The organism is uncultured Oceanisphaera sp. (assembly GCF_947495715.1).
Lineage (GTDB): Bacteria > Pseudomonadota > Gammaproteobacteria > Enterobacterales > Aeromonadaceae > Oceanimonas > Oceanimonas sediminis.
In genome coordinates, this window is record NZ_CANLZU010000006.1 from 92,965 (window position 1) to 107,716 (window position 14,752).

The window sequence follows — 14,752 nt, forward strand, 5'->3', positions numbered from 1 at the left end:
TGGTGGCACTGGGGCGGGCTGATGCGCTGACGATAAATCGATTAGAATCATAAAGCCCGCGTCCCCATCCGATGCGGGCTTTTTCGTTTTACGCTTTTTAGTTTTACACAGGGAGTAATGAATGCGTGTCTTGAAGTTTGGCGGCACCTCTTTGGCCAACAGCGAGCGATTTACCAACGTCGCCGATATCGTGGTCAACAACCAGCAGCAGTCGCAGGTGGCACTGGTTCTGTCGGCTCCGGCCAAGGTAACCAATCATCTGGTGGCGGTCGTAGAGCAGACCATTCGCGGTCTGGATCCGGCGCCGGTACTGCAGGAAATCGAACAGATTTTTCATGCCATTATCGACGGTCTCAAGGCACGCTTTGCGTCACTGGACGATCAGGAACTCAAGGCCCGGGTCGATCGCGAGCTGGGTCAGCTGGCGCGCCTGCTGCAGGGCGTCAGCCTGTTGCAGCAATGCCCGGACAATACTCAGGCGCACATTCTGAGCCGGGGCGAGGCACTGTCCATTGCCACCATGGCCGAGCTGCTCAAGGCGCGCGGCGAGCAGGTGGAAGTGATTACGCCCCAGACCATGCTGCTGGGCGAGGGCAGCTTCCTCGAAGCCCACGTCAATATCGAAGTCTCCCGCCGGCGTTTTGCCGACCAGGGCCTGCGTGACGATTGCGTCTACCTGATGCCGGGCTTCACCGCCGGTAACGATAAGGGCGAAACCGTCATTCTGGGCCGTAACGGCTCCGACTACTCCGCCGCCGTGCTGGCCGCCTGTGTGGATGCCGAATGCTGCGAAATCTGGACCGACGTAGACGGCGTCTACAACTGCGACCCGCGTCTGGTGCCGGATGCCAAGTTGCTCAAGCAACTGTCTTACAAAGAAGCGATGGAGCTGTCCTACTTCGGCGCCAAGGTGCTGCATCCCAAGACCATAGCGCCCATCGCCCAGTTTCATATTCCCTGTCTGATCAAGAACACCGGTAACCCCCAGGGCGAAGGCTCGCTGATTGGCCCCGAGTGCAGTGACGACGATCAGCAGGTCAAGGGCATCTCCGATCTGGTCGGCATGACCATGATCAACATCTCGGGCCCGGGCATGAAGGGCATGGTCGGCATGGCCGGTCGTTTGTTCTCTTGCGTGTCCCGCGCCGGGGTCAGCATAGTGCTGATCACCCAGAGCTCGTCGGAATACAGCGTCAGCTTATGTATTCACAGTTTCGATCAGCTGAAGGCGCAAAAAGCCATCGCCGACGAATTTGCGCTCGAGTTCAAGAACAAGTTACTGGAGCCGCTGGACATCATCGAAGAGCTGGCGATTATCTCTTTGGTGGGCGATCGCATGCGCACCGTCAAGGGCGTGTCGGCGCGCTTCTTCAATGCACTGGCCGAAGCTTCCATCAACATAGTGGCCATCGCCCAGGGGTCCAGCGAGCGCTCCATCTCGGCGGTCATCCACAAAAACAAGACCACCGAAGCCATCAAGGCCTGTCATCAGAACTTCTTCTCCAGCCGTCGCTTTATCGATGTGTTCCTGGTGGGCTGTGGCGGTGTGGGTGCGGCGCTTTTGGAGCAAATCCGTCGCCAGCAGCCGGTGCTGGAAGCGCAGGATATCGGCATTCGGGTGGTCGGTATCGCCAACTCCCGCAAGATGGCGCTGAACCGCGATGGCCTCAACCTGAACGAGTGGCGCGATAGCCTGGAGCAGGCCACCGAGACCTTTAACCTGCCGCGTCTGCAGCGCATGGTGGAAGACAGCCACCTGATCAACCCGGTGCTGGTGGACTGTACCTCCAGCGACGGCGTGGCCGATCAGTACGCCGATTTTCTGGCGGCCGGTTTCCACGTGGTCACTCCCAATAAGAAAGCCAACACCGCCAGCCTGGATTACTACCGCCAGCTGCGCCGGGCCGCCCAGCGTACCCATCGCAAGTTTCTGTACGAAACCAACGTGGGTGCCGGCCTGCCGGTGATCGAAAATCTGCAAAACCTGATCCGCGCCGGCGATCAGCTCAAGGCGTTTGGTGGCATTCTGTCCGGCTCCATGTCGTACATCTTCGGCAAGCTGGACGAAGGCATGAGCTTTGCCGATGCCACTCGCGTTGCCCGTGAAAACGGCTTTACCGAGCCGGATCCGCGAGACGATCTCAGCGGCATGGATGTGGCGCGCAAGCTGCTGATCCTGGCCCGCGAGGCCGGTATGAACCTGAGTCTGGAAGACATCGAAGTGGAAGCCTCGCTGCCGCCGGAATTTGATGCCAGCGGCGATATCGAACAGTTCATGGCTCGTTTGCCCGAAGCCAACGGTTACTTCGAGGCGCGGGTGGCCCAGGCCGCCGCCGACGGCAAGGTGCTGCGTTATGTGGGTGAAATAGACAATGGCCGGTGCAAGGTGGTCATCAAGGCGGTGGACGGGGATGATCCCCTGTTCAAGGTAAAAGACGGTGAAAATGCGCTGGCGTTCTACACCCAGTATTATCAGCCGATTCCGCTGGTACTGCGTGGCTACGGCGCCGGTGCCGATGTCACCGCCGCCGGCGTGTTTGCCGACCTGTTACGCACCCATAACTGGAAGCAGGAGATTTAAATGAGTGTTGTTGCGTTTGCCCCTGCCTCTACCGCCAATGTGAGCGTGGGTTTTGATATATTGGGGGCCGCCATGGCCCCGCTGGACGGCACCCTGCTGGGTGACCGGGTACTGGTGGCCGACACCGAGGGCGACTTTGCGCTGAACAATATTGGCGCCTTTGCCCACAAGCTGCCGGACGATTTCAAACAGAATATCGTCTACGACTGCTATCTGGCCTATGAAAAAGCGCTGGCGCAGAAGGGCGTCAGCCCCAAGCCGCTGGTGATGACGCTGGAAAAAAACATGCCGGTAGGCTCGGGCCTCGGCTCCAGTGCCACCAGCATAGTGGCGGCCTTCGTGGCCCTGAACGCCTTTTACGATGAGGCGCTGAGCGAGCATGAACTGATGCTGCTGATGGGCGAGCTGGAAGGGCAGATCTCCGGATCCATTCATTACGACAACGTGGCCCCCTGCCACTTTGGCGGCATGCAGCTGGTGCTGGACGATGCCGGCGTGGTCAGCCAGACCCTGCCCAGCTTCGACGACTGGTACTGGGTGCTGTGCTACCCGGGCATCAGCGTGTCTACCTCGGCGGCGCGCAGCATACTGCCGACGCAATATCGCCGCCAGGACTGCCTGACCTACGGTCGTCGGCTGGCGGGCTTTGTGCATGCCAGCCACACCGGCCAGGAGCCGGTGGCCGCCGCCATGCTCAAGGACGTGATTGCCGAACCCTATCGGGCTCAGCTCATCCCCGGCTTTGATGCGGTACGCGAGCAGGCCGCGTCCATGGGCGCGCTGGCCACCGGTATCTCCGGCAGCGGCCCCACCGTGTTCTGCGTGCTCAAGGACTTGAGCCAGGCCGAAAAACTGAAAGGCTGGCTGGCCGAACACTTTATTCAGAATCAGGATGGCTTCTGCCATATTTGTAAAATCGATGCCGAAGGCGCTCGGGTAACAGGAACAGAATTATGAAGTTGTACAACATCAAGGATAACGCGGAAACCATCGATTTTGCCGGTGCGGTAAAGCAGGGGCTGGGTCGTGGTCAGGGATTGTTTTTTCCGGAAAACCTGACCCCCATCGCCAACATCGACGCCCTGCTGGAGCTGCCACTGGTGCCGCGATCGGTGGCCGTGTTGCAGCATCTGATCGGCGATGAAATTCCCGAGTCCACCCTCACCGCCATGGTGGAGCACGCCTTTACCTTCCCGGCGCCGCTGGTCAAGGTAGACGACCACACCTACGCCCTGGAACTGTTCCATGGCCCCACCCTGGCGTTCAAGGACTTCGGCGGTCGCTTCATGGCCCAGTGCCTGGCGACCCTGAGCAAAGACGGCAAGAAGATCACCATTCTGACCGCCACCTCCGGCGACACCGGTGCCGCCGTGGCCCATGCCTTCTATGGTCTGCCCAACATAGAAGTGGTGATCCTGTATCCCGAGGGCAAGATCAGCCCGCTGCAGGAAAAACTGTTCACCACCCTGGGTGACAACATCAGCACCTATGCGGTGCAGGGCGACTTCGATGACTGTCAGGCGCTGGTGAAGCAGGCGTTTGACGACGAAGAGCTGAAAGCCGCCGTCGGCCTCAACTCCGCCAACTCCATCAACATCAGCCGCCTGGTGGCCCAGGTCTGCTACTACTTCGAAGCGGTGGCGCAGTTGCCCGCCGAGCAGCGTCACAAGGCGGTGATTGCCGTGCCGTCCGGTAACTTCGGCAACCTGACCGCGGGTCTGATTGCCAAGGCGCTGGGCCTGCCGGTCAAACGCTTCATGGCCGCTACCAACGCCAACGACACGGTGCCGCGTTACCTCGAAAGCGGCAGCTGGGATCCGAAAAACACCGTGGCGACCCTGTCCAATGCCATGGACGTGAGCCGTCCCAACAACTGGCCGCGAGTGGAAGAGCTGTGCCGGGTCAAGGGCTGGAATCTGGCCGACATCGCCTCCGGTGCGCTTAACGACGAGCAGACCAAAGACGCCCTCAAGCGCCTGTTCGAACAGGGTTATCTGTGCGAGCCCCACGGTGCCATCGGCTGGGATCTGCTGAACAAGGAACGCGGCAAGGACGAAGTGGGTATCTTCCTCTGTACCGCCCATCCGGCCAAGTTCAAGGAAAACGTCGACGAGATCCTGGGGCAGGACATTCCGCTGCCGGGTCCGCTGGCCAAGCACCTGGCCATGGAGCCCCTCAACGGTACCATCCCCGCCGACTTCGCCGCCCTCAAGGCGAAGATGATGAAGTAAAGCGTCACTCGGTACTCTCTCAGTACTCTGTATGTCATGCCGGGCTTGTCCCGGCATGTTTCATTTTGGACGACTGAAAACCGAAAAGGGACACCCACCTCAAATTCACCCGCAGCAGCCAAATGAAAAAGGACACCCATCCCAAATCTGGTTGTGACAGCGAGTTGAAAGATGGGTGTCCCACCAAGCTCTCTAGGCTCTCTTTTGCCGTCATTCCCGAGCAGGCGGTAATCCGGATTGGTGTCATCGGTACAGTAAACCGAGTGGCCGGTGCGACTAGACGCGATCCCCTTGTTACGGCCGAAACGCCATTTCCCCTACATCTTGTAAGAGATCTCTCAATCAGCGCTAGGATAAGGCGGTTTGTGTTACCGGCTTCGGCTCATGATTAAATGCAAGATATTGATAGAAATGAATTTTTATTTTTTGTTTGTTTTGTGTGCAGTGGAAGTTACTGCCGGGCGCATTGAGCCTGGCGGCGGATCTCGTATTATGTTTATCAACAGCAAGGCAGCTGGCACACAGGAAGTGGACTGGCAGGAAGCCTTCAGGGATCACCGGCAAGAAGCCGGAACAGGGAGCAGGGACGTTGCGGTTACAGGAGTAACGCGGCAAAGGATGGCGAGGAACGCCAGACAGCCAGGATGGCACCAGGACCCGGCCCGGATGGCCAAGAGGACAACCGCAGGATGCGGCAGGGAATACCTCCCGGAAGGAGGCGCTGGTAGCAGGATGCCACCATATCAGGATGATGCAGGAACAGCCCGATGGAACGGGAAGGGGAAGACACGGGAAGCGTCAGGTCAGGGAATGCAGGGAGCAATCAGGTTTAAGGAGCAAACCGACGACACCTTGAAGGGCAGCCAATCATTGGCTGCCCTTTTTTCTTGTTACTTTTCTTCACCAGCCGTACGTGTAGTCGAGGCCGCTACCCTGGTATTATCTGCCTGTGCTAACGTATAAGCCCCGTAGAATTAACAGGTTACAGACCATGAGTCAGGCACTGGATAATTTATTGACGCTGCTGGCGCTGGAGCCGCTGGACGATGGCCTCTATCGTGGCCAGAGCATGGATCTGGGCTTTGGTGCCGTGTTTGGCGGTCAGGTGATGGGCCAGGCGTTGGCGGCGGCCAAATATACCCTGGAGCCGGAGCGGCCGGTGCACTCGTTTCACTCCTACTTCTTGCGCCCGGGCGACGTCAACAAGCCGATTATCTACGACGTGGAAAATATCCGCGACGGCAAAACCACCTCTACCCGCCGGGTGCAGGCGCTGCAATACGGCAAGCCTATTTTCTACATGACCGCCTCGTTTCAGCAACCGGTGGCCGGTTTCGAGCATCAGGCCGCCATGCCCGACGTGGCCGGGCCCGAGGGGCTGACACCCGAGAGTGAACGCATCCAGGCCCTGTCCCGTTTTATTCCGGATCGACTCAAAGACAAGCTGTTGGCCGAAAAGCCGATAGAGATGCGGCAAGTTAATTACGTCAATCCGATGCAGCCGGAAAAAACCGAGCCGGTGCGCCATATCTGGCTCAAGGCCAACGGCCGCTTGCCGGACGATCCCCGCATTCACAAATACCTGCTGGCCTATGCCTCGGACTTCAACTTTCTGCCCACGGCGCTCATGCCCCATGGCCACTCGTTCTGGGAACGCGAACTGCAGGTGGCCACCATCGATCACTCCATGTGGTTTCATCAGGACTTTCGCTTCGATGACTGGGTGCTTTATGTTATGGAAAGCCCGCGCGCCATTGCCGGCCGCGGCCTGGTGCAGGGGCATTTTTACACCCGGGACGGTACCCTGGTCGCCACGGCGATGCAGGAAGGGCTTATTCGGCCGCGCATTGAAGTGTGAGGGGGGGTGAAAAGGGACACCCATCTCAAATCTGGATGGCGAAACGAGACACCCATCCCAAATTTGGATAATTTGAGGCTCAATTGATTCCGTCGAGAGATGGGTGTCCCAGCTCGATTATTCCGTCGAGAGATGGGTGTCCCGGCTCGATTTGAATCGACCAGCCCCGGCTTGCTTCTGCCGCTGGGGTCGAATAAATTCGGCCTTACAAATTTGTCGTTAACGGAATTCCCATGCCCCAGACCTGGAACCAGCTCATCGATCATGAGCAACAGCAGCCTTATTTTCAGCAGGCGATGTCTTTTGTCGAGCAGGAACGAGCCGCCGGCAAGGCTGTCTATCCGTCGCAGCAGCATATTTTTCACGCCTTTCACTATACCGAACCGGGCAGCGTCAAGGTGGTGATGCTGGGGCAGGATCCCTACCACGGACCCAATCAGGCTCATGGTCTGTGCTTCTCGGTACTGCCCGGCGTGCGGGTGCCGCCGTCGTTGCGCAACATGTATAAAGAGCTGGCCAGCGACATTCCCGGCTTTCAGGCGCCCGAACACGGTTACCTGGAGTCCTGGGCCGAGCAGGGGGTGTTGATGCTCAATACGGTGCTGACGGTGGAGGAGGGCAAGGCCCACTCCCATGCCAAACTGGGTTGGGAAACCTTTACCGACAAGGTGATCAAAGCGGTCAACGATGAGGGGGAAGGGGTGGTGTTTCTGCTGTGGGGCAGCCACGCCCAGAAAAAAGGCGCCATGATTGACCGTAGCCGCCATCATGTACTGACCGCCGCTCACCCCAGCCCGCTGTCTGCCTATCGGGGCTTTTTCGGTTGCCGGCATTTTTCCCGTACCAATGAACTGTTGCGAGAACAGGGCAAATCACCCATCGACTGGTGCCTGCCCGCAACGGTCGAACAGCCGTAACCAACACCCCCTCCCAATCTCCCCCTGGCGAAGATCCGCTGTTGTGCCTGTATCTCCGCAGTCAGGGGGAGGGGCAGAGCGGCGCCGAACTTGAAAGCCGGCGCCGCTTTGCTTCCTCCCCTTAGCCTCGAATTTGGCAGAGCCACTGTGGGGTGCAAGGCAAGGGGAGGGCAGGGAGGGGTTTCTGCAGAATCTCGGCATGACACCCCCTCCCAACCTCCCCCTGGCGAAGATCCGCTGTTGTGCCTGTATCTCTGCTGTCAAGGGGGAGGGGCAAAAGCAGGCTCGGTGCAGGTTTGTTGCAGAATATTTCAGGGGGGCCAAACGCAAAAAGGCGCCCGAGGGCGCCTGACGAATCATTATGACTTATTTACCGTGTTCTACAGTTCAAGCTCTGCCGCCATGTCTTCGAATTCGAAGGTACAGTCGAGTTGCTGAAGTTCTTGTTGTAAGCGCTTTTGGTCCTGTAATGCTTCTATTTCCCGCCACTTGCGCTTTTTGGCAGGCTCACGTGATTTACGTGAGGACCGTTCAACCACAAATTCCTGATCGAAGCTGCTCCTTTCCATGGGGCTCCCTCCTGTTGGCTATCAGTTGTAGTCACATTCGGATATATCACATGCAGTTATAAAATAGAATCCTGTTGTTACACTGCGATTACAAAAAAGAGACCGGCGTCAATTAACGCCGGTCTCTTGCTGTTCAGCTCATGGTTGTCGGTGCGAACTACGCAGCCGAGCCCTGTTTTAACGCATGTTTTAGCTCATGCCTTACAGCATGGCCTTGAGCATGGTCTCGAGTTTGCCCTGGTCGATGGCGAAGTTGCGGATGCCTTCGGCCAGTTTTTCGGTGGCCATGGCGTCCTGGTTCTGTTCCCAGCGGAATTCGGCTTCGGTCATGGGTGTGGGGCGGGGCTGAGTGGCGCCCTTGTCCTGCAGCTTGGCAACCACTTCACCTTCTGCCTGGCTCAGTTCTTCCAGCAGGTTGGGGCCTATGGTCAGGCGGTCGCAGCCGGCCAGTTCCAGGATTTCGTCGATGTTGCGGAAGCTGGCGCCCATTACCACGGTGCTGTAGCCGTGCGCCTTGTAATAGTCATAGATTTGGGTCACCGACAGCACGCCCGGATCCTGCTCGGCAGTGTATTCTTTCTGAGCGGTGTTCTGCTTGTACCAGTCGAGGATGCGGCCCACGAACGGCGAGATCAGATAGGCGCCGGCTTCGGCACAGGCGCGGGCCTGGGCAAAGCTGAACAGCAGGGTCAGGTTACAGTTGATGCCTTCCTTTTCCAGCACTTCGGCGGCACGAATGCCTTCCCAGGTGGACGCCAGCTTGATCAGGATGCGCTCGCGACCCACACCGGCCTGTTGGTACAGCTCAATCAGGTGGCGGGCTTTCTGAATGCTGGCCTCGGTATCAAACGACAGCCGAGCATCCACTTCGGTAGACATGCGGCCGGGGATCAGCTTGAGAATCTCGCAACCGATGTTTACCGCCAGCTTGTCGGAGGCATCAAGCAGCTGTTGTTCGGCATCCCGGCTCTGGGACTTGGCCCAGGCGACGGCTTCGGTCAGCAGCGGCTGATATTCCTGGATCTGGGCGGCCTTCAGGATCAGTGAAGGATTGGTGGTGGCATCCTGGGGCTGGTACTTGCGGATGGCTTCGATGTCGCCGGTGTCGGCAACCACGGTAGTCAAGGCTCTCAGTTGAGTCAGTTTATCGGCCATGGGAAAGGATCCTTTGTCTGGTCGGCTTGTAGAAAGAGTGCCACAGTATCCCTTATTCGGGGCACCAAAATAAAGCAGGGGATCAAGCCGGCAGAACGGATGCCTTACTCTTCAAGTCGGCAACCGCGATCGGCACCAAGAACGGGGTTTGTATGAATCTTGTTTTTGTGTTCATTTTTATAGTAGGTTTATGTTTTAAAAAACAACTTAATGTTGGTTTTTTGTTTTATTAACTTCGTTTTTATGTGTATTTATTGCTGTTTTAATCGCTTTTTTGCCCTCGGTAATGTTTTGGTGTGATCGGGATCACATGGCTATTTTTCCTGCCTGTGCTAGATTCCGTGCGCTGCGGATCCGGGGCCCGGACTAACGGTCGGGCGGGGTTCATCATTTGAAGCAAGCAGAGACATATTAATGGACGCAATTATCGGTTTTATCAACGACCTGCTCTGGGGCACCATACTGATTTACCTGCTGTTGGGGGCGGGAATCTTCTTTACCCTGCGGCTGGGCTTTATTCAGTTTCGCCATTTCGGTCACATGTTTTCCGTGCTCAAGCACAGCCGCAAATCCGATGCGGCGGGTATTTCCTCCTTTCAGGCACTCTGTACCAGTCTGGCGGCCCGAGTCGGCACCGGTAACCTGGCCGGGGTAGCCGTTGCCCTGTATCTGGGCGGTCCGGGCGCGATTTTCTGGATGTGGCTGATTGCGCTGATCGGCATGTCCACCGCCTTTGCGGAAAGTGCCCTGGCCCAGCTGTACAAGGTCAAGGATGAAGACGGCAACTATCGCGGCGGCCCTGCCTATTACATGGAAAAAGGCCTGGGGATGCGCTGGATGGGCGTGCTGTTCGCCATCTTCCTGATCATCGCCTTCGGTCTGGTATTCAATGCGGTACAGGCCAACTCCATCAGTGCCGCCATGGACGTGGCGTTCGGTATTCCCGACTGGGCTACCGGGGTCGCGCTGGTGTTGATGGCCGGGGTGATCATCTTCGGGGGGCTGCGCTCCATCGCTCGCTTTGCCGAGCTGGTGGTGCCGGTCATGGCACTGGCTTATCTGCTGATTGCCCTGGTGGTGGTGGCGATGAATATCACCGAGCTGCCGGGCGTGTTCAGCCTTATCGTCAAGTCGGCCTTCGGTCTGGATCAGGCTGGTGGCGGCGCCATCGGTTATGCCATTTCCCAGGCGATGATGAACGGCATCAAGCGCGGTCTGTTCTCGAACGAAGCCGGTATGGGCTCTGCGCCCAACGCCGCGGCCTCGGCCACGCCGTATCCGCCGCACCCGGCGTCTCAGGGTTATGTGCAGATGCTGGGGGTCTTTACCGATACCATCGTTATCTGTACCTGTACCGCTTCGATCATTCTGCTGTCCGGCCAGTTCGAGCCCGGCTCCGGCATTACCGGTATCGAGCTGACCCAGCGGGCGCTGTCCCACGAGGTGGGTGACTGGGGTAATACCTTTATCGCCATCGCGATTCTGTTTTTCGCCTTCACCAGCATCGTAGCCAACTACGCCTATGCGGAAAACAACCTGATCTTCCTGGAGCACAGTCACAAGGGCGGCCTGCTGATTTTCCGCCTGTTCGTGCTGGGCATGGTAATGTTCGGTGCCATGGGCGAACTGCCCACCATCTGGGCCATGGCCGATGCCTCCATGGGCCTGATGGCACTGACCAACCTGGCGGCGATTCTGTTGCTGTCGGGGGTGGTGGTGAAGCTGGCGCGGGATTATAACGACCAGCGCAAGCTGGGCAAGGTGCCCTCTTTCGATGCCAGCAAGTATCCCGAGCTGCATCGCCAGCTGGAAGAAGGGATTTGGGACAAAAAAGCGTAAAGCGTTAGGAGTGAGGGGTGAGGAGGAAAGTGTATGACTCCTCACGCCTTACGTCTCACCCCTCACAATAAGTTAAGGCTGCTCGCCGCGCAGAAACTGTTTACTGACCGTTTTGAACGCCTCGGTGCCGGCCTGGTGCATCAGCTCGAAAATTACCATTTCCCGGCTGACGATTTGGGCGCCGGCATCGCGCATGCGTTGCAGCCCCAGTTGGCGGTTTTCTTCGCTGCGGCTGCCCACGGCGTCGGCCACCACAAACACTTCCTTGCCTTCCTTCAGCAGTTCCAGCACGGTTTGCAGCACGCAGACATGGGTTTCCATGCCGCACACAATCACCTGCTGATACTGCTGCCAGTGCGCGGGCCGACAGTTGGCGGCCACCACCGAAAAGTGCATTTTCTCCACCACTTCGGGCTGCTCCACCAGTGCGGTGAGGGCGGGCAGGGTGTGGCCCAGACCGCGCGGATACTGCTCGGTAAACAGTATCGGGGTATTCAGGGTATGACAGGCCGAGATCAGCCATTCAATACGGGCGCCGAGGCGTTCGCTTTCATCAATGGCCGGCAGCAGTTTTTCCTGCACATCCACCACCATCAGCGCCGCTTTACCAGACTCCATTAACATTTCATGCTCCTCGATGATTAGGCTTGCGCCCAGTATGCCGTTTTTGCCGGGGAAAGAAAAAGGCGCCCGCAGGCGCCTTTATAACCGGTGGATAGCAGGTGGGATCAGACCTTGAACTCGCCCAGCAGGTTATTCTGCTTTTGCATCTGTTCAAGCATGCCCTGGCAGTGTTTTACCTGCGCCACGGCACCAGTGGCCACGTGCTGGCTGATGTCGCGGATGTTGGTGGTGTTCTGGTTGATCTCTTCGCTGGTGGCGCTTTGTTCTTCTGCCGCGGTGGCGATTTGCAGATTCATGTCGTTGATGCGGCCGATGGCGTCGCGAATGCGGGCCAGCACCTCGTTGGCTTCGGCGGCATCCACCGAGGTCTGTGCCGCCAGCGTCTGGCTCTGCTTCATCTTGTTTTCCGCCAGCCGCACCCCGTTCTGCAGTTGCTCTATCATGTTGCCGATTTCCTGGGTGGACTGCTGGGTGCGTGACGCGAGCGAGCGCACTTCATCCGCTACCACCGCAAAGCCGCGGCCCGACTCGCCGGCCCGGGCCGCTTCAATGGCGGCATTCAGTGCCAGCAGATTGGTTTGCTCGGCAATGCCGGAGATCACTGACAGAATGGACTCGATATTACGGCTCAATTGAGCCAGCTCGTTCACCGAGGCCATGGTGTCTTCCATGTCGGCGGCCAGCCTATCTACCGCCTGGGTGGAGCGAGACACCACCAGGGCGCCCTGCTCGGTTTCCTGATTGGCGGCATTGGCGGCTTCGGCCGCGTGCTGGGCATGCTGCGCCACTTCGGTGGCGGTGGCGGCCATTTCATGCATGGCGGTGGCCAATTGATCCAGCTCCTGCAGTTGCACCTGCAACTGGTTTTCGGCCTGTTCCGACTGGCCCGAGGTGTCGTTGATGCTGGCTTTCAGCTTGTGCGAGCTGTCCATCACCTCACCGATCAGCTTCTGCAAGTGCGCCAGAAAACCGTTGAATTCGCCGGCCACCAGACCAAAGTCATCACGATGCATAATGGGAAGACGCTTGGTCAGATCGCCCTGGCCGCCGTTGATGTCTTTCAGCGACTGGTGCAGGCCATTGAGCGGCTTGAGCAGCTTGGTCATCAGCAGGATCAGCAGCACCAGGCTTATCAGCACGCCCAGTACCGAAATCAGCAGTGCCTGCCATTGCAGGCTGTCGGCCTTGGCCATCACCGTGGCTTCATCCAGCACCACACCTATGTACCAATTGGCACCCTGCAAGTGGGTCAGCGGGGTAAAAGACACCCAGTGCGGCTCGCCGTTCAGTGAATAGTTGCTGATGGAAGGGGTAAAGGCCGGGCGCTGTCCTTCAAACAATGTTTCGAGTGACTGACCGTTCAGCTCGGCATCGGGATGAGAAATGATGTGGCCGTTGTCGGCCACCAGAAAGGCATAGCCGGCACCGTTGAAGTCGATGACATTAATGGCATCGGCCACCGATTGCAGGCTGAGATCGCCGCCAAAGGCGCCGCGGGGCCGGCCGTTGGCGCTGATTCTGGATACCGCCGAGATCAGAATCTCGCCGGTAGCGGCATCGGCATAGGGTTCGGTCAGCACGGCCCGTTCGGCCTGCATGGCCACCGAATACCAGGGGCGCTGGCGCGCATCCCAACCGGTAGGGTTCCAGCCAGGGTCGTTGGTGATACGGCGGCCGTTCTCGCTTTCCAGACCACCGAATATCAGCAGAAATTCATCCTTCAACAGCGGGGTGTCGAATACCTGTTGTACCTGCTCGGGGCTGAACTGGCCGTCGATATTCTGGGCCATCATGTCGATGAGCTTGAGTTTGGCGTTGAGCCAGTTTTCTATCTGGCTGGCGAGGGTGGAGCTGGTTTCATTGATGGAAGCGGCGGTCTGGCTACGCAGGGCGTCACGCACCTGCGAAAGCTGCATCCATGACAGTATGCTGACGGTCAGCAGCAGCACGGCGGCGGCGGCAAAGCCGACCTTGTGGGCGATTTTCATACAACTAGGTCCCTTAGTGATGATCTTGTCTGAAACGGCGTCTACTTTAGTCTTATCGCCTGGGGCAACGTACTGAGTAGCCTGATTTTTTTTCAGAATCTGCGCTGGTGCACAGTTTTCCGGTTTTTCTGGCCGGGCTAATCGGTCCTCCCACCAGCACTGGTATCGCAACTCATCGAGGCCCGTGCCTCGGTAGTCGTTGGTGTTTCGGGGTTTGTCCGGTAGTCTGGAAAGCAAAACAAAGGAGTCTGTACATGGAACAGCTTTCGCTTCTGGAACAACGGGTTATCGGCTGTCTGATCGAAAAACAGGTATCCACGCCCGAAGTGTATCCTCTGACCCTGAATTCACTGGTCAACGCCTGCAACCAGAAAAGCAACCGCGATCCGGTGCTGAGCCTCAACGAAGAAGAGGTACAGTCGGTACTCAATACCCTGATTGCCCGGCGGCTGGTCAACAATACCGCCGGCTTCAATGCCCGCGCCGCCAAATATCAGCACCGCTTCTGTAATACCGAGTTTGGGGATCTGCACTTCGGCCCCGGCGAGCTGGCCATCGTCAGCGAACTGCTGCTGCGCGGACCCCAGACGCCGGGCGAGCTGCGCAGTCGTACCCCGCGCCTGCATCAGTTCAAGGATGTGTCGCAGGTGGACGACTGCCTGCAAAGCCTGATCGAGAAGGGACCCTTCGTGATCAAGCTGCCACGCCAGCCCGGCAAGCGCGACTCGCGTTACGGTCATCTGTTTGGCGATACCGACTATTCACTGGAAGCCGCCGTACCGGCCGGTGCCGGTTCACATCAGCCGAAGGCAGAGCTGCAGGCGCGGATCACCGAGCTGGAAGCGGAAGTGGCCCGGCTACAGGCGCGCATTGCCGAGCTGGAAGGCTAAAAGCAAGCTTGTGGCCTGCCTCTTGGTCACAAGTCTGTCAGTCCATAAAATATGCTCAGAGGCAACTGGGTAGCCTCTTCCGACACGCTAAACCGCATCC

Annotated in this window: 11 protein-coding genes; 7 read left to right on the top strand and 4 right to left on the bottom strand. The window is 58.3% G+C overall.

All coding sequences use genetic code 11. From position 1 onward, the window contains the following. Window positions 1-121: 121 nt before the first annotated feature. The 5 genes from thrA to ung all read left to right on the top strand — a co-directional run bounded on the left by thrA (window position 122) and on the right by ung (window position 7,587). Window positions 122-2,581, top strand: a complete 2,460-nt coding sequence (gene thrA, locus Q0753_RS05500) for a bifunctional aspartate kinase/homoserine dehydrogenase I (RefSeq protein WP_298718295.1) — start codon at window positions 122-124, stop codon at window positions 2,579-2,581. Further along, window positions 2,582-3,538, top strand: coding sequence for a homoserine kinase (gene thrB / locus Q0753_RS05505; RefSeq protein ID WP_298718297.1), 957 nt, complete (start codon window positions 2,582-2,584; stop codon window positions 3,536-3,538). Next, a complete protein-coding gene (gene thrC, locus Q0753_RS05510) occupies window positions 3,535-4,812 on the top strand; it encodes a threonine synthase (RefSeq protein WP_298718299.1) in 1,278 nt (425 codons plus the stop codon). Before thrB ends, thrC begins: the two co-directional genes overlap by 4 nt. A gap of 991 nt (window positions 4,813-5,803) precedes the next feature. After that, entirely contained in the window at window positions 5,804-6,670 is an 867-nt protein-coding gene (tesB, locus tag Q0753_RS05515) for an acyl-CoA thioesterase II (RefSeq protein ID WP_298718301.1), read from the top strand. Between the two features lie 233 nt (window positions 6,671-6,903). Further along, on the top strand, window positions 6,904-7,587 hold the full coding sequence (gene ung / locus Q0753_RS05520; RefSeq protein WP_298718303.1) for a uracil-DNA glycosylase: 684 nt from the start codon (window positions 6,904-6,906) through the stop codon (window positions 7,585-7,587). Between the two features lie 380 nt (window positions 7,588-7,967). Here ung and Q0753_RS05525 read toward each other — a convergent pair whose 3' ends face one another. Continuing rightward, window positions 7,968-8,156 (bottom strand): DUF3545 family protein, encoded by a 189-nt coding sequence (locus Q0753_RS05525; RefSeq protein ID WP_298718305.1) that lies wholly within the window; start codon window positions 8,154-8,156, stop codon window positions 7,968-7,970. 201 nt (window positions 8,157-8,357) lie between these two features. Continuing rightward, window positions 8,358-9,311, bottom strand: coding sequence for a transaldolase (tal, locus tag Q0753_RS05530; protein ID WP_298718307.1), 954 nt, complete (start codon window positions 9,309-9,311; stop codon window positions 8,358-8,360). 414 nt (window positions 9,312-9,725) lie between these two features. On the opposite strand from tal, the gene Q0753_RS05535 reads away from it, so the two are divergent. Further along, window positions 9,726-11,150 carry a sodium:alanine symporter family protein gene (locus tag Q0753_RS05535; protein WP_298718309.1) on the top strand — a complete coding sequence of 475 codons (1,425 nt, stop codon included), beginning with the start codon at window positions 9,726-9,728 and terminating at the stop codon, window positions 11,148-11,150. A gap of 72 nt (window positions 11,151-11,222) precedes the next feature. Here the strand turns inward: Q0753_RS05535 and Q0753_RS05540 are convergent, their stop codons facing one another. Both Q0753_RS05540 and Q0753_RS05545 read right to left on the bottom strand, forming a co-directional pair. Beyond that, window positions 11,223-11,774: a hydrolase gene (locus tag Q0753_RS05540; RefSeq protein ID WP_298718311.1), complete on the bottom strand. Its 552-nt coding sequence runs from the start codon at window positions 11,772-11,774 to the stop codon at window positions 11,223-11,225. 104 nt (window positions 11,775-11,878) lie between these two features. Then, the gene (locus Q0753_RS05545; protein WP_298718313.1) at window positions 11,879-13,762 is read right to left on the bottom strand and encodes a methyl-accepting chemotaxis protein; all 1,884 of its coding nucleotides are present in this window, start codon (window positions 13,760-13,762) and stop codon (window positions 11,879-11,881) included. Between the two features lie 254 nt (window positions 13,763-14,016). Between Q0753_RS05545 and Q0753_RS05550 the strand changes: the two genes are divergently transcribed. Then, on the top strand, window positions 14,017-14,652 hold the full coding sequence (locus Q0753_RS05550) for a DUF480 domain-containing protein (protein WP_298718315.1): 636 nt from the start codon (window positions 14,017-14,019) through the stop codon (window positions 14,650-14,652). Window positions 14,653-14,752 lie beyond the last annotated feature (100 nt).